The organism is Pantoea sp. SM3640 (assembly GCF_015654165.1).
In the GTDB taxonomy this organism is placed as follows: Bacteria; Pseudomonadota; Gammaproteobacteria; order Enterobacterales; family Enterobacteriaceae; genus Pantoea; species Pantoea vagans.
Genome location: NZ_CP064872.1, coordinates 2398119 through 2417493, shown reverse-complemented (window position 1 = coordinate 2417493; position 19375 = coordinate 2398119). Strand labels below are relative to the sequence as shown.

Annotated in this window: 21 protein-coding genes and 4 tRNA genes; 14 read left to right on the top strand and 11 right to left on the bottom strand. The window is 54.1% G+C overall.

Translation table 11 applies throughout. The annotated features are described in order from the left end of the window. Positions 1-21: 21 nt before the first annotated feature. Genes rutF through rutA form a run of 5 tightly spaced genes read right to left on the bottom strand, consistent with a single transcriptional unit; the run spans position 22 to position 3583 of the window. Entirely contained in the window at positions 22-534 is a 513-nt protein-coding gene (rutF, locus tag IV493_RS11275) for an NADH-dependent FMN reductase RutF (RefSeq protein WP_033782556.1), read from the bottom strand. 19 nt (positions 535-553) lie between these two features. Continuing rightward, a complete protein-coding gene (gene rutD / locus IV493_RS11270; RefSeq protein WP_041456744.1) occupies positions 554-1363 on the bottom strand; it encodes a pyrimidine utilization protein D in 810 nt (269 codons plus the stop codon). Further along, positions 1363-1758 (bottom strand): pyrimidine utilization protein C, encoded by a 396-nt coding sequence (rutC, locus tag IV493_RS11265; protein ID WP_013357374.1) that lies wholly within the window; start codon positions 1756-1758, stop codon positions 1363-1365. Before rutC ends, rutD begins: the two co-directional genes overlap by 1 nt. A 20-nt stretch (positions 1759-1778) precedes the next feature. Next, positions 1779-2492 (bottom strand): pyrimidine utilization protein B, encoded by a 714-nt coding sequence (gene rutB, locus IV493_RS11260; protein WP_013357375.1) that lies wholly within the window; start codon positions 2490-2492, stop codon positions 1779-1781. Then, entirely contained in the window at positions 2492-3583 is a 1092-nt protein-coding gene (gene rutA / locus IV493_RS11255; protein ID WP_135909439.1) for a pyrimidine utilization protein A, read from the bottom strand. Before rutA ends, rutB begins: the two co-directional genes overlap by 1 nt. A gap of 306 nt (positions 3584-3889) precedes the next feature. Between rutA and rutR the strand changes: the two genes are divergently transcribed. Continuing rightward, a complete protein-coding gene (gene rutR, locus IV493_RS11250; protein ID WP_013357377.1) occupies positions 3890-4525 on the top strand; it encodes an HTH-type transcriptional regulator RutR in 636 nt (211 codons plus the stop codon). A gap of 38 nt (positions 4526-4563) precedes the next feature. Then, entirely contained in the window at positions 4564-5538 is a 975-nt protein-coding gene (locus tag IV493_RS11245) for a metal-dependent hydrolase (RefSeq protein ID WP_195857152.1), read from the top strand. Between the two features lie 45 nt (positions 5539-5583). Here the strand turns inward: IV493_RS11245 and cycA are convergent, their stop codons facing one another. Continuing rightward, positions 5584-6978 carry a D-serine/D-alanine/glycine transporter gene (gene cycA / locus IV493_RS11240; RefSeq protein WP_013357379.1) on the bottom strand — a complete coding sequence of 465 codons (1395 nt, stop codon included), beginning with the start codon at positions 6976-6978 and terminating at the stop codon, positions 5584-5586. A gap of 286 nt (positions 6979-7264) precedes the next feature. Between cycA and IV493_RS11235 the strand changes: the two genes are divergently transcribed. The 3 genes from IV493_RS11235 to IV493_RS11225 all read left to right on the top strand — a co-directional run bounded on the left by IV493_RS11235 (position 7265) and on the right by IV493_RS11225 (position 10602). Next, entirely contained in the window at positions 7265-7960 is a 696-nt protein-coding gene (locus IV493_RS11235) for an extensin family protein (protein WP_013357380.1), read from the top strand. 1185 nt (positions 7961-9145) lie between these two features. After that, the gene (sdiA, locus tag IV493_RS11230; RefSeq protein WP_013357381.1) at positions 9146-9868 is read left to right on the top strand and encodes a transcriptional regulator SdiA; all 723 of its coding nucleotides are present in this window, start codon (positions 9146-9148) and stop codon (positions 9866-9868) included. Between the two features lie 122 nt (positions 9869-9990). Then, on the top strand, positions 9991-10602 hold the full coding sequence (locus tag IV493_RS11225; RefSeq protein ID WP_033782566.1) for an acyl-homoserine-lactone synthase: 612 nt from the start codon (positions 9991-9993) through the stop codon (positions 10600-10602). 33 nt (positions 10603-10635) lie between these two features. On the opposite strand, the gene IV493_RS11220 is transcribed toward IV493_RS11225, so the two are convergent. Continuing rightward, positions 10636-10860 carry a DUF2594 family protein gene (locus IV493_RS11220; RefSeq protein WP_003849983.1) on the bottom strand — a complete coding sequence of 75 codons (225 nt, stop codon included), beginning with the start codon at positions 10858-10860 and terminating at the stop codon, positions 10636-10638. 431 nt (positions 10861-11291) lie between these two features. Here IV493_RS11220 and uvrY point away from each other — a divergent pair, with 431 nt between their 5' ends. The 6 genes from uvrY to IV493_RS11190 all read left to right on the top strand — a co-directional run bounded on the left by uvrY (position 11292) and on the right by IV493_RS11190 (position 14833). Beyond that, on the top strand, positions 11292-11951 hold the full coding sequence (gene uvrY / locus IV493_RS11215) for a UvrY/SirA/GacA family response regulator transcription factor (RefSeq protein ID WP_013357383.1): 660 nt from the start codon (positions 11292-11294) through the stop codon (positions 11949-11951). Next, a complete protein-coding gene (uvrC, locus tag IV493_RS11210) occupies positions 11944-13776 on the top strand; it encodes an excinuclease ABC subunit UvrC (protein ID WP_095707411.1) in 1833 nt (610 codons plus the stop codon). The genes uvrY and uvrC overlap by 8 nt, the downstream gene beginning before the upstream one ends. A gap of 69 nt (positions 13777-13845) precedes the next feature. Beyond that, a complete protein-coding gene (gene pgsA, locus IV493_RS11205) occupies positions 13846-14394 on the top strand; it encodes a CDP-diacylglycerol--glycerol-3-phosphate 3-phosphatidyltransferase (protein WP_013357385.1) in 549 nt (182 codons plus the stop codon). 152 nt (positions 14395-14546) lie between these two features. After that, positions 14547-14622, top strand: a tRNA-Gly gene (locus IV493_RS11200). A gap of 40 nt (positions 14623-14662) precedes the next feature. Next, positions 14663-14736, top strand: a tRNA-Cys gene (locus IV493_RS11195). Between the two features lie 10 nt (positions 14737-14746). Further along, positions 14747-14833, top strand: a tRNA-Leu gene (locus tag IV493_RS11190). 131 nt (positions 14834-14964) lie between these two features. Here IV493_RS11190 and IV493_RS11185 read toward each other — a convergent pair. Then, positions 14965-15222, bottom strand: a complete 258-nt coding sequence (locus IV493_RS11185) for a hypothetical protein (protein WP_013357386.1) — start codon at positions 15220-15222, stop codon at positions 14965-14967. Between the two features lie 217 nt (positions 15223-15439). On the opposite strand from IV493_RS11185, the gene IV493_RS11180 reads away from it, so the two are divergent. Both IV493_RS11180 and IV493_RS11175 read left to right on the top strand, forming a co-directional pair. Then, positions 15440-15512: transfer RNA gene (locus tag IV493_RS11180), tRNA-Lys, on the top strand. 200 nt (positions 15513-15712) lie between these two features. Further along, positions 15713-16558 carry a substrate-binding domain-containing protein gene (locus IV493_RS11175; RefSeq protein WP_195857151.1) on the top strand — a complete coding sequence of 282 codons (846 nt, stop codon included), beginning with the start codon at positions 15713-15715 and terminating at the stop codon, positions 16556-16558. Between the two features lie 32 nt (positions 16559-16590). Here IV493_RS11175 and IV493_RS11170 read toward each other — a convergent pair whose 3' ends face one another. Then, on the bottom strand, positions 16591-16758 hold the full coding sequence (locus IV493_RS11170) for a hypothetical protein (protein WP_013357388.1): 168 nt from the start codon (positions 16756-16758) through the stop codon (positions 16591-16593). A 193-nt stretch (positions 16759-16951) separates the two neighbouring features. On the opposite strand from IV493_RS11170, the gene IV493_RS11165 reads away from it, so the two are divergent. Continuing rightward, positions 16952-17152, top strand: coding sequence for a DUF6404 family protein (locus IV493_RS11165; RefSeq protein ID WP_195857150.1), 201 nt, complete (start codon positions 16952-16954; stop codon positions 17150-17152). 35 nt (positions 17153-17187) lie between these two features. Here the strand turns inward: IV493_RS11165 and IV493_RS11160 are convergent, their stop codons facing one another. After that, the gene (locus IV493_RS11160) at positions 17188-18693 is read right to left on the bottom strand and encodes a SulP family inorganic anion transporter (protein ID WP_179291175.1); all 1506 of its coding nucleotides are present in this window, start codon (positions 18691-18693) and stop codon (positions 17188-17190) included. A 137-nt stretch (positions 18694-18830) separates the two neighbouring features. Beyond that, the gene (locus IV493_RS11155) at positions 18831-19091 is read right to left on the bottom strand and encodes a biofilm/acid-resistance regulator YmgB/AriR (protein WP_147788419.1); all 261 of its coding nucleotides are present in this window, start codon (positions 19089-19091) and stop codon (positions 18831-18833) included. Between the last annotated feature and the right edge of the window lie 284 nt (positions 19092-19375).

Genomic DNA, 19375 nt, shown 5'->3' with positions numbered 1-19375 from the left:
GTAAGTTTCAGGGAAGAGTGATCAGGCATCCTGCCGCAACAGGGGATGGTAGCCCCGGTCAAACCACATAAGGCCATGGGTATCATCATTTCGCACTATGCCCACGACTTCGCAGAACAGGGTGTCATGCGTACCGACGCTGACAGTCTGCGTAATGCGGCAGTCAAAGGAGGCAACCGCGCCGCTCAGTACCGGCGAGCCGGTGACGGCCGTCGACCACTCAGCGGCACTAAACCGCTCGGCCATCGTCGTTTTCCCGCCGAACAGAGTAGAGAGCGCTTCGTGTCCCGCCGCCAGCGTATTGACGCAAAGCTGCATGTTGTCGCGAAACACCGGATAAACTGAGGCAGAACGGTTAAGGCAGACCAGCAGCGTCGGCGGCGAATCGGTGACGCTGCACACCGCCGAGGCGGTAAAGCCTGCACGTCCGGCCGGACCTTCTGTGGTGATGATGTTGACCGCCGCACCCAGCCGCGACATCGCATGACGAAATTCAGTTTTCTCAACGGCTGGGGTAAGGGTTTCCAGGCTCATAGTGTTCTCCACGAAAGGGTTATCCTGCGACGCGCTGCAGCGGCTGCACGTCATCCGTCTGATCCAGCCACTGCAGCAGCAGGGCATTAAATTTTTCGGGGTCGGTGACGCTCATGGCGTGGCCACCCCAGGCCATCATCTTTTCAGTGGCGTTCGGAAGCGCCCCGGCCAGCGCCACTGAGCAGCTCCATGGCACCAGCAGATCGTCCTGGCTGGCGATGACCAGCACCGGTTGTGGAATGGCGGCAGCCCGTGCGCTGAAGTCAGCGCTCATCAGGGCGTGCAGTCGTCGCATCAGGTTTTCCATCCCCTGAAAATTCGTCACATGATGGCTATCTTCCTGCTCCAGCCGTATCTGATGCTCTGCCATCCATTCAGCAGGATAGAGAAACAGCGGCTGAGCACGGACGAAGGCCTCGACGCCGACATTGAGCAGCAGATCCTGCCGGACCTGAAAGCAGCGACGGGTATGCTGATGCAGCGTCAGCCAGCCGTTGATCACCACGATCCGTTCGATCCGATCCGGATAATCCAGCGCCAGCTGCATCCCCATCAGACCGCCCAGCGCGTGACCGATCACGCTGAAGCGCAGGATGCCGTGTTGCGCCAGCGCGTCGGCCAGCTCTGCCGCCATCATCGCCATGCTATAGCCTTCCGGTAAGCTGTCCGCGCTGCGACCGGTGCCGCGCTGGTCATAGAGCACGACCCGATAGCGTGCCGTCAGCGTCGCCAGCTGTGGCTGCCAGAAACCCGCCACGCCGCCCAGACCGGAAGAGAGCACCAGCGTCGGTGCCTCAGGATTCTGAAGACCCAGAATATCGAGCTGCATCAGACCTCCGGCTTGCCGATATGCGCCACGCTGGCGATTTCAATCAGCGCGTCAGGCTTGACCAGGCCGCACTGAATGCAGAAACGGGCGGGCTTTTCACCGGGGAAGTATTCGGCGTAAACCTGATTCACCGCGGCGTAATTCGACCAGTCGGTGATAAAGATCGAGTTAAATGTCACATCGGCCATCGTGCCACCGGCGGTCTCAATCACCTTTTTAATCGTTTCCAGCACGTGACGGGTCTGCGCGGCGGCATCACCGACATGGACCACATTGTTGTCGCCATCAAACGGCAGCGTACCCGAGACATAGACCACACCATCCGACAGCGTGCCAGGGACAAACGGGGCGATGGGTGTGGTGGTGCCTGGCGGCACAATAATACTTTTCGGCATAGCGACGTCCTCTTCGTGGGTTAGCGGGCATTCAGGCTTTCGCAGAAGGTATCGACATCCGATACCCAGCCAAAAAAGGTTTCGATATTGAACAGCGCCGCCTGCTGAGCAAAGGGCGGGCCAGCCTGATAAGTGGCGTCTTCCAGCACCACGCCGAAGTACTCCAGAAAGAAGCCGTCACGCAGCGTCGATTCCACACAGACGTTGGTGGCGATGCCGGTGAAAATCAGATGACGGATCCCGCGACTGCGCAGCATGCTGTCGAGCGGGGTGTTATAGAAGCCGCTGTAACGCGATTTTGGCAGTACGATGTCACCGGCCTGTGGCACCAGCTCATCGACCAGCGCGTAATCCCAGCCGCCTTTCGCCAGCAGCGAGCCCTGCAGTTCGGGCCGTTTACGCATGGTTTTCAGCGCATTCGATTTGTGGAAGTTGGGGGAACCGGCATCACCGGCTTCAACGTAGTCACTGTCCCAGCCATTCTGGAACCAGATGATCTGCACGCCGGCCGCACGCGCCGCCGTTACCGCCTGATGGATCTTTGCAATCACCGGTTTCGTCGCGGAAACATCGAAGCCCGCCAGGTCGAGGTAACCCCCTTCGGTGGCGTAGGCGTTCTGCATATCCACGACAATCAGCGCCGTCTGGCCTGGCGGAAAGGCGATCGGCTCAGGACGAGCAGGCAGTTCAACCTGTGGAACATCCGGCGTGTGGGCACAATAAACGGTATTCATCATGCCACCTCCTGCTGTGCGTCGAGCAGGGCGCTGCGACAGGCCATCAGCGGCTGAATGTGCTGACCGAAGTTCTCAATACCTTCCAGGAAATCATCAAAGGTCAGCAGCACGCCGTGCGTGCCTTCGACCTGCGCCACTTCATCCAGCATCCGCGCTACATTGGCGTACGAACCTACCAGGGTGCCCATATTAATATTGACGGCTGAGGTCGGATCCGCCATCTGACGCACATTGGTGTCGCTGCCTGATTTAGTGTCCTGCTGACTCTGGGTAGTGAGCCACGAGAGTGCCTCTTCATCCGCACCGGCTTTGTAGTGTTCCCACTTAGCCCGTGCCTCTTCATCTGTTTCGGCGGCAATGATCATAAACAGCACATAGGAGCCGACATCACGGCCCGCTTTTTCGGCGGCCTGCTTCATGCGAATTGAAGTCGAACTGAACGCAGCAGGCGTATTCACCCCTTTGCCGAAGCAGAAGTTGTAATCGGCGTGCTGAGCGGAGAAGGCCATACCGGCATCGCTCTGTCCGGCGCAGATCACCTTCATCGCACGCTGCGGCTGTGGGCTGACGCGGCAGTCATTCATCGTGAAGAACTCACCTTTGAAGTCCGATTTTCCGGTGCCCCACAGGTCGCGCAGCACGGTAACGTACTCGGTCAGATAAGAATAACGGCTGCCGAAGTACTCGTCGCCCGGCCACATTCCCATCTGCTCATATTCGGGTTTCTGCCAGCCGGTCACCAGATTAACGCCGAAACGACCGCCTGAAATGGAATCAATCGTGGATGCCATGCGCGCCACAATCGCCGGAGGCAGCGTCAGGGTGGCCGCGGTGGCGTAGATTTCGATGCGTGAGGTGACGGCCGCCAGGCCCGCCATCAGGGTGAATGACTCCAGGTTATGATCCCAGAACTCTGTTTTTCCGCCGAAGCCGCGCAGTTTGATCATCGAGAGCGCAAAGTCGAAGTGGTAATGCTCTGCTTTCAGCACGATGGCTTTGTTCAGTTCAAAGGTGGGCATGTACTGCGGCGCGTTGGACGAAATCAGCCAGCCATTGTTACCAATCGGAATAAAGACGCCTATCTTCATGTGAAACCTCGTTGTGATGGGGGAAAGGTGTTTCACGCGCTGCACTGCATCCTGCTACGTCCGTATAAGCTGCGCTCAGTTACAATTCTGCAAATGGTGTGCCACATTTTTTATTGTTATAAATAACAAACAGTTAAAATTAACCCAGAAGAGGCAAGTGGAGTAACTGGTCCATTTCGGACCATCTGGTCAAAATTCACTGCACATTTTGCATGCAGGCTGAGCAAAAAAGGTGCAGGACGCGGATTGGGCAGCGACTCATCCCTTTGCTATGATGCGCTGACACCAGAAGGATGAGGTAAACGTGTGAATAGCGATGAAAAAAAGCCAACGCGTCGTTCGCGTGCGGTGGCAGCGAAGCGGGCTGCCATACTGGAAGCGGCGTTAACCTTCTTCTCACAGTTTGGTATTCACGGCACCAGCCTTGATAAGGTGGCCGAGCTGGCCGATGTCTCTAAAACCAACCTGCTCTACTATTTTCCCTCTAAAGAAGTGCTCTACGTGGCGGTGCTGAAACAGATTCTGGATGTCTGGCTGGCACCATTGCGCGCGCTGGCGCACGATCAGGATCCGCTGGTGGCCATCCGGCGTTACATCCGGCTAAAGCTGGAGGTGTCACGCGATCATCCTCAGGCTTCCCGGCTGTTCTGCCTGGAGATGCTGCAGGGCGCACCCTTGCTGAAAGGAGAACTGGCGGGTGATCTCAAACAACTGGTGGATGACAAAGCGGCTATTATTGAACGCTGGATTGATGAAGGACGGCTGGCGGGCGTACAGCCACAGCACCTGATCTTTATGCTGTGGGCCACCACGCAACATTACGCCGACTTTGCCACCCAGGTTGAGGCCGTGACTGGTCAGACGCTCAGCGATCCGGCGTTTTTCGATCAGACCGTCGAAAACGTCCAGCGCATGATCATTGAAGGGATTCGCGTACGCTAATTCAGGACACATTCACAATACGGTGACGGAGTGAATCAATGGATTCTGTTTCGCAGTTGGTGTTGGGTGCTTCGGTCAGTGTGGCGGTGATGGGACGTCGGGTGCCGATCTGGCAGGCTGCGCTGGTAGGTAGCGTCTGCGGTACCTTACCCGATCTGGATGTATTTATTGACCATGGTGATGCGATACGCAACATGACGCTGCATCGCACGGAAACACATGCGCTGCTCTGGCTTACGCTGATCTCACCTCTGATGGCGTGGGGGATTGCAGGACTCTTTCTTCAGCGGGTGAAGTGGGCGGTATGGTGGCCCGCGATCTGGCTGGCGCTGATTACCCATCCGCTGCTTGATTTAATGACGGTGTACGGCACCCAGCTTGGTCTGCCAGTCACCGATTATCCCTATGCCATTGGCAGTATTTATATCGTCGATCCCCTCTATACGCTGCCGTTGCTGATAGGGCTGGGTGTGGCGTTGTGGCGTCGTGGTGACAAAGGCATGCGTGGGAACCGGATCGGCCTGGCACTGAGTACGCTTTATCTGGTCTGGAGTGTGGTGATTCAGGGCGTCGCAGGCTGGCAGATTCGTGATTCGCTGACAGCGCAGGGCATTGCGGCCAATAAAGTTCTGGTGACGCCCACTGCCTTTAATACGCTGGTCTGGCGCAGTGTGATCATCACGCCGGATCGCTACGGCGAAGCCTACTGGTCGCTGTTGTCGCCCTCGCGTCCGCTGCATGTGGCGTGGTATCCGCGACATCCTGAACTGTTCGACGCCTTCCGGGGCAGCTGGTATGCAGAACGTGTCGCCTGGTTCAGCCACGGCTTCTACGCTTTGCGCGAGCAGGATGGGCAGACCACGATAGCCGACCTGCGCATGGGCGAAGGCGGTAACTATACCTTCACCTTTGGCCTGGGCACGCCTCAGCAGCCCGATTCGCGGCCGCAGCGCTTACCTTATGAACGCCCCACGTTGTCCGCCATTTTCTCTGCGCTGGGTGAACGGCTGTAAAAAAAGCCCGGTCAGGTGACCGGGCTTTTTACATGCCGTCAGCGATTAGCGGCTGCGGCGATGACGCAACGTCCAGCCCACACCCAACAGCGCAAACCAGAGTGGCGTGACCATCAGCGCCTGGCGTGTATCTTCCTGCAGCGTCAGCAGCACCAGCACAAACGCAAAGAATGCCATGCAGACCCAGCACATGAATTTGCCCAGTGGCATCTTAAAGGCCGATTTGGCATGGCGCTCAGGATGCTTTTTACGGTAAGCCAGATAGCTGCACAGAATGATGGTCCAGACGAACATAAACAGAATGGCTGAAACGGTAGTCACCAGCGTAAAGACCTTCATCACATCCGGGATCAGGTAGATCAACGCCACACCGAGCAGCAGACACAGGCAGGAGAAGAACAGGCCGGTAGTCGGGACCGCTCGGGCAGAGAGACGACCAAACGCACGGCTCGCGACGCCCTGCTGCGACAGGCCATAGAGCATACGGCTGGTGGAGAAGATGCCGCTGTTGGCTGAAGAGGCAGCAGAGGTCAGCACCACAAAGTTAACGATACTCGCCGCAGCAGGCAGGCCAATCAGCACGAACATCTCAACAAACGGGCTGCGGTCGGCCATGACCTGGGTCCACGGCGTCACCGCCATAATCACCATCAGCGCCAGCACATAAAACATAATGACGCGCAGCGGAATCGCGTTAATCGCGCGCGGTAAGACTTTATGTGGATCGTGGGTTTCAGCCGCTGCCGTTCCGACCAGTTCAATGCCGACAAAGGCAAACACCGCAATCTGGAATCCGGCAAAGAAGCCGCTGAGTCCTTTCGGGAACATTCCACCGTGATCCCAGATGTTGCTCAGCGCCGCGGTGCCACCGCCGGGTGAAGGGTAGTGAATCGAGACCAGTACAATCCCGGTGACGATCAGCGCGACAATGGCGACGATTTTGATTATCGCGAACCAGAACTCCATCTCACCAAACAGCTTAACCGTGGCGATGTTCAGTGCCAGAAAAACCACCACGCAGAGCAGGGCGCTCATCCAGATCGAGAAGCCCGGAAACCAGAGCTGGAAATAGGCGCTGATGGCCACGACGTCAGCGATGCCGGTTACCACCCAGCAGAACCAGTAAGTCCAGCCCGTAAAATAGCCCGCCCACGGCCCAAGCAGATCCGCGGCAAAATCGCTGAAAGACTTGTACTCAAGGTTAGAGAGCAGCAACTCGCCCATGGCGCGCATCACGAAGAACAGCATAAAGCCGATGATCATATAGACGAAAATGATCGAGGGCCCGGCCAGACTGATGGTTTTACCGGAACCCATAAAGAGGCCGGTACCGATAGCACCCCCTATGGCGATCAGCTGAATATGGCGATTATGCAGGTTGCGCTGTAGCTTGTCGGGCGCGTCGTGGGCGCGTGCGGTTTCTTTAGATTGATCAACCATAGAATTGTCTTTCCTGTCTTGATGTTGTGTCAGCTCTGCTGGCTGTTAGTAAACGCGTCTGCCCAGAGGGCGAGTGGGCATAAGATAGAGGAAGAGGGCCGGAATCGGGTAACGCTTTTTTATCAATTGTGAAGCCTGACGCTCCGTAAGCCGTAATAACGGACGGTTTCGTTCAATCCTGCGTCAGTCTGGGTAATTATTCATCACGTTTTGTCAGGCAGACGGCATGAAGCGGAATGTGCTTCTACACTTTTTAGTTATTAATCATTATGCTGCAAAGGGAATTATGCGTACGCTTATCCTGTTTCTGCTGTTAATTGCGCTGGGATGGGTTAGCTTACCCTGGCTTAAGCAGCATCTCCCGCCGCAGTTCAATCCCTTTACACCACTCTCCGTCACCGATCCCCCTGGCTGGATGACGCAGATAAAGATGAAAAGGCTGACCCAGGATCCCGACGCATGTCTGGCGGTGATGCGTCGTGCCCAACAGGCGGGCTGGGTGAGTTTCAGCGAGCGTCCGGCCGTCACAGGCAACTGTCCGATCGGCCATCCGCTGCGAATTCAGAAATTTGGCCCGGTCAGCCTCAGCAGCAGTTTTCTCGCCAGCTGTCCAATGGCGGTCGCCAGCACCATGTATGCCCTGCGCAGTCGGGACCAGATCGCCCGGGATATGCATAGTCCACTGGTACGAATTACTCATGTTGGCAGCTATGCCTGTCGTAATATTTATCACCGCGCAGAGGGGCGGCTCAGTGAGCATGCCACCGCCGATGCCTGGGATGTGACCGGCTTCCAGCTGGATGATGGCCAGCGGCTTGAGGTCAGTCGTCACTGGCAACAGCCAGAAGAGAAAGCGGCTATGCTGCACACGCTATGGCGGGGTGGCTGTGACGTATTCGGCAATGCGCTGGGGCCGGACTACAACGCCGCGCACGCCTCACATTTTCATCTGGGTATGCGTGGCGCCGGCTACTGCCGATAAATCATCAGGCAGGATTAATACCGTGTTTGATTAAGAATTAAACAGCCGGTAAGGGAAAAACCAATCCAGTTATCATTACCAGCGCGGCCACACCTGACAATGAACCAGCAGCAAATCAGGAGGCTGATCAGGCAGCCTTTTTCAGGTCCATAAATTACAAAAGAAAAGTGCTCATCAATGCAGTCAGAATTAAAATTTCGTCGTCTCATCTGAACAGTGCCAGCAACGTCAGGATGAAATTAATTCACGATGCTGAAAAGTGAATTAAGAGAAATTAATTGCATCGATAAAGCATGCAGCATCAAATAACAATCGGGAATTTACCCGTTGCAATTTTTTTCAGTGATTTAGTTGCGTGACTATCGGTAAAGTGATTTTCATGACTAAAATAGAGTCAGGGTTGAGCGTATTGCTGCCATAACGTACTGTCAGCATAAATAGTGATCTAAGCCACGTATTGCGTTCAGGCAGAAGATAAATAAAGCTGATTTTTTAATGCACCGCTTTTGGTTCAGATTATTCGCAGTCTAAAAAACTGCTTAAAAGCTGAGCGGGTCCACTCGTCCGCTAGTCGACGCAGTCGGGCAGGATTTTCGCAGAATATTGTTATTACTCAGCCCTTCGTTACGCCTGTCGGGCAGCAACGGCAAGAGGAGCAGAATCAGCATTGAGAGGTCGCAGGTACAGTCCGTGAACCCGTTAGCTTTTCCGGATTGTTAGGCGCGTGCTGCTGTGTAGGGGGACTCATCACAGGAATGCGGCATCGCCTGAAGAGCAGAGCTTATTTCCTGATAAAAAATATGTCAGCAGTTTTCCGCTGCCGCTTCGCTTATTGAGATGTAATTAACGCTTTGTTTACACATTATTTACTCAATGTCTTGTAGACGATTTAATATTTCTAGCAGCCCTCCAGTAACTGAGATGAAATTCAATTCATCGGCAGGGATTGAATTTCTATCAGAAAAATCTTATTCTCCTGGGGTGATTGAAATTGCTGTGGCCGGCCTCACGTTACAGGGGCAGGGGCATTTTTTTACTCCGTCATAACGGTGAAGGACTTTATGCGCTGCAGAGGGTGAGGGATTCACCTCAACGATAAATTAATTTTCTGCTGTTAATTTAATTTATCCGATGAATCCGAATGAATAATACCGGAAGGGCGAGTGAAATTAACGCTGAGGTAATATGAGTACTGAAAACTATTTCGCCTGGCGAAGTGAGGTGAAAGAGAAATTTCAGGCATTAACGGCTTCTTTTGAGTTGAAGACGTTATTGCAACAGTTTACTGAATCACTGGGCTTCGATTATTTTGCCTTTTTGATTCAGCATCCGGTGCCATTTACCCGGCCGCGTATTCATTTACATAGCACTTATCCCAAATTATGGGTTAAACGTTATGAGAAGCAGAATTATTACGCTGTCGATCCGGTGCTTACATTGTGTCAGCGACCGGGAAGAGGGATGGCCTGGAGTGAGGAACAGTTCACTGACGCCGGCAATCTTTGGCATGAGGCGAGAGAATATGGGCTGCAGAGCGGATTTTCTTGCTCCGCAATGGCACCAAATCGCGTCATTGGTATATTATCTATATCATCGCAACAGCCCATTTCTGTCCAGCTCCGCCATGCTGAGCTGGAGGTGAAACTACACCTTTTAGCGGAACTAAGCCTGGATACGCTGGAGCGCTTTAGCGATGATGCAATGATGGTACTAAAAAAAGCGTTTAGTCAGCGCGAGCTGGAAATTCTGAAATGGACAGCCGAAGGAAAAACGGCGGTCGAAATTTCACTTATTTTATCCATCTCTGAACATACCGTTAACTTTCACCAAAAAAATATGCAAAAGCGTTTCAATGTTTCCAATAAAACGCAGATTGCCTGCTACGCAGCGGCAATCGGACTGATTTGAACATAACACAACTGCTACATTTGGCAGTTCCTTTGTACAGGTCTGTTGTCTACCCTGCGCCGGGGCTTTGCCAGGCTGGCGCAAAGAAATCATTGCAAACATGGGGATGTCAGAGGCGCATGATGAAAATAGTGCAAACGCAATTAAAGGATATGCCATCCTCTTTGCTTGCCGAACTCGGCAGCTACCGTTATAGCGTTTTTGCGCGTGGCGAAGGGTGGTCAATCCCTCCGCGCCTGAGCACGCCAGGACAGGAGTATGATCGCTACGATCGATCAGATGTCACCTGGCTAATCGCATGGAATGCGCGTGAGGGCATTAGTGGCTGCGCGCGTCTGATGCCCTGGTTCGAACCTGAGCAGAGTGAAGGCATTGTGTTGCCTTTCAGCCATGAGAAAGTGTGGGAGATGTCGCGCTTCTCGGCACGGCTGGAAGTCGACGCGGAACTGCCGCTGAACATTCTCTGGCACGCGGTACAGCTGGCAGAGCTGAACGGCATGGAATACATCATCAGTTCGGCAACGCCGATGCTGGAGAAGATGTTTGAAGAGCATGGCGTGGTGTATGAGCCGCTGACGCCGGGACTCATTCTGTCAGAAGATAATCTGTTTGCGATCCGTATTCCGGTCGTTCAGCCCGCTCTGGCAGAGAAATATCGGGGAACACGTCGTTTCAGCCCGGAAGAGGTGTTGCCAACGCTGGGCGTGTCGGTTAACTGGCAGGCGCACAGTTAGCGTATTTGCCCCCGCTGCTGGGGGCAAAAAAGCTTACTGACGGTAGGCTGTTTTGATCTGTTTGATGGTATTGCTGAACACTTCCGCCTGAGGCTTATCGCCCAGCGTCTGCACATAGCGTTCCATGTTAATAATCACTTTTCCGGCATCAGCCTGTCCCATACCTTTCAGAATCAGGGTGATCATCATCTTCAGGCCTGCGATTTCATCCGCTAATTTCCGGGCTTCCTGGGAAGTTGCAAAATCTTCATCGCTCATGCGTTTCTCCTTGGTGAATGACAACGTGTCGGCAATTTGTCCGAACAGCAGTGCGTGAGTATATCACAGGGGCACTAAGTTGCTGAGACGGGCGCTTCGCTTCGCCTTCAAAGGCTGGTTTGTCCAGTACAACTAATCAATCGCTGAAAGTAATCACAGGCTTCATCAACTCAGCCGTGGCGAGGATGTACGGCACTAAACCTTAAAGCGAGACGGTGTTAATCCACTGAAAATAATAACATTTATTTATTTTTTCGCGATCCGATCTTTTATCATCACCGCCGGTTAATCTCTTCCGGACGGGCCTGACAGCAATAATGTAATGCTTACACTGTTTTGCTTTGTTGATGTGCTTTTGAGGTAAAAGCGGGTATGATTGATGCCTGAAATCGTGAATTACTTCTTCTTTTTTAGCCTCTGGAGTTTCCCCGTTGATCAGTGTGCTTCTTGTTGATGACCATGAACTTGTCCGCGCGGGTATCCGTCGCATCCTGGAGGATGTGAAAGGTCTGGCCGTGGTCGGAGAGGTCAACTGTGGCGAGGATGCCGCCAGATGGTGCCGTGCCAATCAGGTTGATGTGATCCTCATGGATATGAACATGCCGGGGATCGGCGGACTGGAGGCGACGCGCAAAATCGTGCGTTATAATCCTGATATCAAAATTATCATGCTGACCATTCACACGGAAAATCCGCTGCCTGCGAAGGTTATGCAGGCGGGTGCAGCAGGCTACCTCAGTAAAGGGGCTGCGCCACAGGAAGTGATTAATGCGATTCGCTCGGTAAATGCCGGTCAGCGCTACATCGCGTCAGACATTGCTCAACAGATGGCGCTGAGCCAGATTGAGCCGCAAAAAGCGGAATCGCCTTTCAGCTGTTTGTCGGAAAGGGAATTGCAGATTATGCTGATGATCACCCGGGGACAAAAGGTGACGGAAATTTCCGAGCAGTTAAATCTCAGTCCTAAAACCGTTAACAGTTACCGCTACCGGATGTTCAGTAAGCTGAATATCAGTGGCGACGTAGAGTTAACGCATCTGGCCATTCGACATGGCCTCTATAATGCGGAGCCGTTAATCAGTAGTGAATGACGTTTTTGATTCCAAAGCCTTTCTGAGTACGGTAACCAGCAAACCCGGTGTTTACCGCATGTATGACGCTTCAGGCACCGTCATCTATGTGGGCAAAGCCAAAGACCTGAAGAAGCGTCTCACCAGCTACTTCCGTACCCAGGTCGGCAGCCGCAAAACCGAAGCGCTGGTCAGCAATATCCAGCACATCGATGTCACCGTTACCCACACCGAAACCGAAGCGCTGCTGCTTGAGCATAACTACATTAAGCTCTATCAGCCGCGCTATAACGTACTGCTGCGCGACGATAAATCATATCCCTATATTTTTCTCAGCAGCGATACCCATCCGCGACTGGCGATGCACCGTGGTGCAAAGCATGCCAAAGGTGAATACTTTGGCCCGTTCCCTAACGGCTATGCGGTGCGCGAAACGCTGGGCCTGCTGCAAAAAGTCTTTCCTGTCCGCCAGTGTGAAAACAGCGTCTACCGCAATCGCTCCCGGCCCTGTCTGCAATATCAGATCGGTCGCTGTCTTGGACCCTGTGTCGCGGGCCTGGTCAGTGAAGAGGAGTATGCGCAGCAGACGGATTACGTACGCCTGTTTTTAGCCGGTAAAGACGATCAGGTTCTCAATCAGCTGGTCAAACGTATGGAAGAGGCGAGCATTGGCCTGCGCTTCGAAGAAGCGGCACGACTGCGCGATCAGATTCAGGCTGTGCGCCGTATCACCGAAAAGCAGTTTGTCTCCAATCAGGGTGATGACCTGGATGTGATGGGTGTGGCATATGAAGCAGGCATGGCCTGTCTTCACGTGCTGTTTATCCGTCAGGGCAAAGTGTTGGGCAGCCGCAGCTATTTCCCGAAAGTGCCGGTGGATACCGACCTGGCCGAAGTGGTTCAGACCTTTGTCGGGCAGTTCTATCTGCAGGGCAGCGAGGCACGCACGCTGCCGGGTGATATTCTGCTGGACTTTACCCTGCCGGAGCGTGAGCTGCTGGCGGAGTCGCTCAGTGCACTGGCAGGACGCCGGGTGAATATCCAGAGCAAGCCGCGCGGCGATCGCGCCCGTTATCTTAAGCTGGCGCGCACTAACGCCGCGACGGCATTAACCACACGTCTGTCGCAGCACTCCACGATTCATCAGCGGCTGATGGCCCTGGCAGAGTTTCTTGAGCTCGACCGGATCACGCGCATGGAGTGTTTCGATATCAGCCACACCATGGGTGAGCAGACCATCGCCTCCTGTGTGGTGTTCGACCAGAATGGTCCGCTGCGTGCTGACTATCGTCGCTATAACATCACCGGCATTACGCCGGGCGATGATTATGCTGCCATGAATCAGGTGTTACGACGCCGGTATGGTAAAGCGATTGAAGAAGATAAAATCCCGGATGTGATTCTGATCGATGGCGGTAAAGGCCAGCTCTCTCAGGCGAAGCAGGTTTTCGCGGAGCTGGATGTGCCCTGGGACAAAAAACGGCCCATTTTACTCGGTGTCGCCAAAGGCAGCGACCGTAAAGCCGGATTAGAAACGCTGTTCTTTGAGGCGGAAGGTGAGGGTGTTTCGCTGCCACCGGATGCGCCAGCACTGCATGTAATTCAGCACATTCGTGATGACGCTCACAATCATGCCATTTCAGGTCATCGTAAAAAACGAGCCAAAGTAAAGAACACCAGCGCACTGGAAAGCATCGAAGGCGTAGGGCCGAAACGGCGTCAGCAACTGCTTAAGTACATGGGTGGCCTGCAGCCGCTGATGAATGCGTCAGTGGAGGAGATCGCCAATGTACCTGGCATCTCACACGCGCTGGCAGAAAAAATATACTACTCGTTGAAACACTAGCATTGAAACAGGGGGGGCAATGTAGGAACATAGGCTAAATTTTACCTATATCCAGACAGTTACCGGCATATGCAATTAAACATCCCGACGTGTCTCACCCTGTTTCGAGTCGTGCTCATTCCGTTCTTTGTGCTGGCTTTCTATCTGCCGTTCACCTGGGCGCCACTGGCTACCGCACTGATTTTCGTTTTTGCTGCCATCACCGACTGGTTTGATGGCTTTCTGGCGCGCCGCTGGAAGCAGACGACGCGCTTTGGTGCGTTTCTCGATCCGGTAGCGGATAAAGTGATGGTGGCGATTGCGCTGGTGCTGGTGGCGGAATATTTCCACGCCTGGTGGATTACGCTGCCTGCAGCCACTATGATTGCCCGCGAGATCATTATCTCTGCACTGCGTGAATGGATGGCGGAGATTGGCAAACGCAGCAGCGTGTCGGTTTCCTGGATTGGTAAAGTGAAAACCACCGCTCAGATGTTCTCCCTGTTTGCCTTACTGTGGCGTCCTGATGCTACCGTTGTGGCGGTTGGCGTAGTCGCGTTATACATTGCTGCAGTGCTGACTTTCTGGTCTATGTTCCAGTATTTAAGCGCTGCGCGCGGCGATCTGCTCGAACCGTGATCGATACGATTTAAAAAGCAGCAAACGGACACGCTGTGAGGATAATTTTATTGACTCATTGCGTCATCTAAGTAGAATGCAACGCATCGAACGGCAGCCAGGCTGCCAGAAGATAAATAAAATCAGCAGGTTCGACGAAATTGCTGAAAATTGCGGGAATAGCTCAGTTGGTAGAGCACGACCTTGCCAAGGTCGGGGTCGCGAGTTCGAGTCTCGTTTCCCGCTCCAGATTCGCAGGTCAGGTTAGCCTGACGGCATATCAGTTTAAGGCGCGTTGGCAGAGTGGCTATGCAGCGGATTGCAAATCCGTGTACCTCGGTTCGACTCCGGGACGCGCCTCCAGTTACACCCTGCCCGGGTGGTGAAATCGGTAGACACAAGGGATTTAAAATCCCTCGGCTGTAAGGCTGTGCGGGTTCAAGTCCCGCCCCGGGCACCATATTTCTGCCGCAGAAAAAGAATAAAACAAAGTAATATGCAGTAATGTCGTAACCGCCCAAGGGCGGTTTTTTTGTGTCTGTTATCTGGCGCGACGGTGACGAAACATCCGACTGGTAGTATCAGCCGCCGTTAGCCGCGGGAGCTGAACACCAGCTCATCAGCTGTATCACTTACCAGCACCATTCTTTGCGCCTCTCCACTGGATGAAACAAAGGTCACTTCATGCCCGATGCTGATAGCATCGAATGCATCTGTTGGCTGCGACTGCTTCTGAATCTCCAGAACCATCCGCGAGGCAAAGGGTTTGTCATTGACCTTATCCAGACGATAGTTGGCGGTAAAACTCAGTTCGGGCTGATCAACCACGTAGAATTGTCCTGAAGGCATAGTCTTGACCTCTATATAAGTTTGGCCATACGTCCCGGGCGGGACAGGCTGCCTGAAATTTAAGGTTAGCGGAATAATCAATGTCTGCAGGTGCCCGCGCCTGGTTTATGGGTTTAAGCAGCGATTGCTGAATAAACACGCCGCTTGCGCTTGTCAGTTCTGAAAGGAGCACTAACCTTGTCTACAGTCTACATAGTGTGCTTTCCAGGCAAACTTTTCGGGCATGGTATAAAGGTATTACTGCAACTCTTAATGGGTTGACGATGCGGGTTCAATTCCTGCTGCCCGGTCCTTCTCTCGCCTCTTCTTAACGCCTGCTGCCCGGTCCTTCTCTCGCCTCTTCTTAACGCCTGCTGCTCTGCCACCGCAAACTCAGTTACATCTGATTTCACTCATTTTTGCGGCCCACATCGAACTCTGTAACCTGTTGAAACACCCTGGCTTATCGTAAAGTGGAGGATTGTTTGCCGTCTCAGAGAAGCTAACGCCAATGAGTACACCGTCTATTCCTGACTTAACGGAACCGGCTTTACCCCCGATTATCGGCGTTGTCGCCAGCCAGCTGCGCAATCCCTCTCAACAGAAAATACTGGATGAGGTCACGCGCCAGCTCAATGCGCGCGGGGTTATCACGGTGCTGCTGAATGCCGAAACTGACGTGGCACTGACAGCTCTCATCCAGCAGGCGACGCCCCTTGCGCTGCGGGGTCTGCTGCTGTTGCCCGGAAACAAGGCCATCAGTGCCTGTAATCTGCCGGTGCTGGAGATTGACGCAGAGCCTGAATGGCAGGCGGATGCGCTGCGGGCGGGCGAAGTGACAGCAGCGTTACTGCTCGCACAGGGGCATCAGCGGTTTGGCTTTTTGCAGATCCAGCCCGGTGACGTGGCGCAGAAGCAGAGCTACTGCACCACATTACAGGCGGCAGGCATGACGCTGGATGCAGAACTCACTGCTGCCGCTGACGACCGTGACGGCGCTTATCAGGCGATGATGCAGTATCTGAAAAAGACCCGTGCCGCTGAGCGCATTCAGGCACTTTTCTGTGAAAGCGATCTGCTGGCGTTTGGTGCGATACAGGCAGTACGCGATTTTGGTCAGGGTACGCATCTGGCGGTGGCAGGGTTTGGTGACACTGAGGAAGCCCGCAGTCCGACCTGGCATCTTACCAGCTGGTCACCGGACGTCAGACAAATCATCGGCCGCGCATTTGATCGCTGGCTGGGTCAGCAGGCAGAAAACAGCGATGAAGAGGGGCAATTACAGCAGCGTCACTCTCATTCTGGCAAAGTCATTCCGGGTGAGATGTCAGCCTGCGGCTGCGCCTTTCGGCACTAGCCAGCCTGCGAGACAGGCTGGCCTGAAATACATTATCCCTGCGGTTGTCCTGCCGGACCGACACCACCCGGTGCGCCAACCGGCTGCTGTCCGCCTGGCGGTGGCGGTGGTGGGGCATCTCTGCCCGGCGGTGGTGGTGCACAGGCGGTGAGGGTAGCAAGAATAGCCAGCGTCGATAACAGATAAGCCGTACGTTTCATCGTAATTCCCTGATCAGGTAAGCGGAACGTAAAGTATAGAGAATCGACAAAAAATCGCGCAGTCAGCGTCGGGCGTCCGCTGCATAACGTAAATTAATGGCGATTATTTGAGACGCCTCTCAACTCCTGCAAGCCGGGAATGCGTTGCGGGCATGAGCACGCTAAGGTAGCGCTTCATTTAAGAGGAGTCGTTATGAATGGCAGGATGAAGTTCGTCCGCGGCTGGCTGGTATTCTCTGTTCTGTGGGGCGTATTCATGTGGTTTATGTCATGGCAGCAGCAGGGCAAGGAGCCTGGTCTGGCGGTTCTGACAAGTCTCTACGCCGGTTTAATCTATCAGGCGCTGATTACGATGGTGGGCCGTTACCGGGCGCGCCGACAACAGGCTGAGTAAATTCTGCTGCCGGAGAGGCAGCAGAACGCACCCTCTTAGCCGAAATTACCGGTCAGGCGCTGATGGAAATCAGTACTGCGTGGATCCAGCCCCTCAATGGTCACCTCTGCACCATAACGCTGATAGCGATACTCAATGCCATCCAGTGCCGCGACGCTGGATGCATCCCAGATTTGTGCGTGGGTTAAATCGATCGTCACTTTTTTCGGGTCATGGGCATAATCGAAATGCTCAAACAGATCGTTGCTGCTGGCAAAGAACAGCGGACCACGCACCACATAGCGCACTGAGCTGCCATCGTCGCTCAGCTGGCGTTCCGCATGGATAACGTGCGCAATACGACGGGCAAACAGCAGCATCGCGAGGATCACCCCAGCCAGCACGCCCAGCGCCAGATTACCTGTCCAGACCGTCACAGCCACCGTCAGCACCATAATCAGCGTTTCTGACCACGGCATACGTTTCAGGGTGGCGGGCTGCAGGCTATGCCAGTTAACGGTTTTCACCGCCACCACCATCATGATCCCGGCCAGCACCACCATCGGGATTTGCGCCATAATCCGGCTGAGTCCGGTCACCAGCAACAGCAGCACCAGACCGGCGGCCAGGGTGGAGACACGGCTGCGTGCCCGGCCCAGCTCAACGTTAACAATCGTCTGACCTATCATCGCGCACCCGGCGATGCCGCCATAAAAACCGGCAAAAATATTTGCTACCCCAAGGCCCCAGGCTTCACGTCGCTTACTGGAGGGAGTATCGGTCAGGTCATCAACCAGTTTGGCGGTCAGCAGTGACTCCATCAGCCCGACAAAGGCAATGCTGAGTGCGGTAGGCCAGATAATCTGCAGGGTCTGCAGGTTAAGCGGCACCAGCAGACTGTTAAAACCGGGCAGGCCAGGACTCATTGGCCCTTCATCGCCCACGTTCGGCATGCGATAACCCATTAAGAGTGCGACCGCAGTCACCACCACAATGGCGACCAGAGGTGAAGGAACACTCTTTAGCAGGCGCGGCAACAGCAGCACGATAGCCAGGGTGACGGCAAAGAAGATCCATACCAGAGATGACTGACCCCAGACGTGCGGCACCTGAGCAAAGAAAATCAGCACGCCAAGGGCATTCACAAATCCCAGCATGACCGAGCGGGGGATATAGCGCATCATGCGCGCCAGCCCGGCGACGCCAAACAGAATCTGAATCACACCGCCCATCACGACCGCAGGCAGAATATATTCAACACCGTGCAGATGGACCATCGGCCCGATCACCAGCGCCACGGAACCAGCCGCTGCCGTGACCATTGCCGGACGACCGCCCAGTATCGATAGCGTCAGGCAGAGTACCACCGAGGCGACCAGACTGACTTTCGGATCGACACCGGCAATAACGGAAAAAGAGATCACTTCAGGGATCAGCGCCAGCGCGGTAATCACACCGGCCAGGCATTCACGGGTCAGCAGCGCAGGCGAACGCAGAACGCGCCCCACACTGATATCGCCCGCCACAACGTCGGTTGCGGCAACATCATTGGTCTGAGTCATAAAGTTTTGCAGGCTCTTTAGTTGTTTTGCTCCCGCGCGAGGGGCGGGAAAATCAGGATAATGTGAGGGGCAGATAGTACCGGGCGACTGGCGAAGATGCCAGAAAAAGGCGGGTGACTCCCTCCGTGGAGTCGCGATTACAGTGAAAAATCGTCCGGGGTTTTATGCACCACCAGGTCAAGCAACTGCCGGTAGATGTCCAGCATCTCCCTCTCGCTTTCCAGTTCCAGCCGGTGAATAAGCTTTGAGATAATGGCTTTATTATTCACTGGCATGCCTGATTGCAGGATTTCTGCAACAAGGATACCCAGCATTTCCATCTCGCTGGCTGGCTTATTGGCGGCAGGATTAAAGTAATCAGCAATTTCCTGATTGGTCCGGGGAAGAATATATTGCATGTGTAAGCCCTTCATAACAGCCCGATTCCGGTTCGGATGTCAGGACAAAATCGATCAAAAAACCATCACATGGACAGATGCGATGGTGCCAGCTGCAAAAACTGAGCAGATAAAAAAATAACCTCTGAAGGTGGAAATCCACTGACACCTTCAGAGGCGACGCAAGTGCATCATTCGTTACAGAGTCGCATGACAACTCATGGCAGTAAACTTATACAATGAAGGGCAATCTGTACAATCGGATCCTTTGGCAAAACGTGCTATTAATCACTTATCAGCAGCTT

Excerpts from the sequence above, each read along its gene's own strand:
- rutF (WP_033782556.1), bottom strand. The coding sequence starts at position 534 with ATGAGCCTGGAAACCCTTACCCCAGCCGTTGAGAAAACTGAATTTCGT.
- rutD (WP_041456744.1), bottom strand. The coding sequence starts at position 1,363 with ATGCAGCTCGATATTCTGGGTCTTCAGAATCCTGAGGCACCGACGCTG.
- rutC (WP_013357374.1), bottom strand. The coding sequence starts at position 1,758 with ATGCCGAAAAGTATTATTGTGCCGCCAGGCACCACCACACCCATCGCC.
- rutB (WP_013357375.1), bottom strand. The coding sequence starts at position 2,492 with ATGAATACCGTTTATTGTGCCCACACGCCGGATGTTCCACAGGTTGAA.
- rutA (WP_135909439.1), bottom strand. The coding sequence starts at position 3,583 with ATGAAGATAGGCGTCTTTATTCCGATTGGTAACAATGGCTGGCTGATT.
- IV493_RS11245 (WP_195857152.1), top strand. The coding sequence starts at position 4,564 with ATGGATTCTGTTTCGCAGTTGGTGTTGGGTGCTTCGGTCAGTGTGGCG.
- cycA (WP_013357379.1), bottom strand. The coding sequence starts at position 6,978 with ATGGTTGATCAATCTAAAGAAACCGCACGCGCCCACGACGCGCCCGAC.
- IV493_RS11235 (WP_013357380.1), top strand. The coding sequence starts at position 7,265 with ATGCGTACGCTTATCCTGTTTCTGCTGTTAATTGCGCTGGGATGGGTT.
- sdiA (WP_013357381.1), top strand. The coding sequence starts at position 9,146 with ATGAGTACTGAAAACTATTTCGCCTGGCGAAGTGAGGTGAAAGAGAAA.
- IV493_RS11225 (WP_033782566.1), top strand. The coding sequence starts at position 9,991 with ATGAAAATAGTGCAAACGCAATTAAAGGATATGCCATCCTCTTTGCTT.
- IV493_RS11220 (WP_003849983.1), bottom strand. The coding sequence starts at position 10,860 with ATGAGCGATGAAGATTTTGCAACTTCCCAGGAAGCCCGGAAATTAGCG.
- pgsA (WP_013357385.1), top strand. The coding sequence starts at position 13,846 with ATGCAATTAAACATCCCGACGTGTCTCACCCTGTTTCGAGTCGTGCTC.
- IV493_RS11185 (WP_013357386.1), bottom strand. The coding sequence starts at position 15,222 with ATGCCTTCAGGACAATTCTACGTGGTTGATCAGCCCGAACTGAGTTTT.
- IV493_RS11175 (WP_195857151.1), top strand. The coding sequence starts at position 15,713 with ATGAGTACACCGTCTATTCCTGACTTAACGGAACCGGCTTTACCCCCG.
- IV493_RS11170 (WP_013357388.1), bottom strand. The coding sequence starts at position 16,758 with ATGAAACGTACGGCTTATCTGTTATCGACGCTGGCTATTCTTGCTACC.
- IV493_RS11165 (WP_195857150.1), top strand. The coding sequence starts at position 16,952 with ATGAATGGCAGGATGAAGTTCGTCCGCGGCTGGCTGGTATTCTCTGTT.
- IV493_RS11160 (WP_179291175.1), bottom strand. The coding sequence starts at position 18,693 with ATGACTCAGACCAATGATGTTGCCGCAACCGACGTTGTGGCGGGCGAT.
- IV493_RS11155 (WP_147788419.1), bottom strand. The coding sequence starts at position 19,091 with ATGCAATATATTCTTCCCCGGACCAATCAGGAAATTGCTGATTACTTT.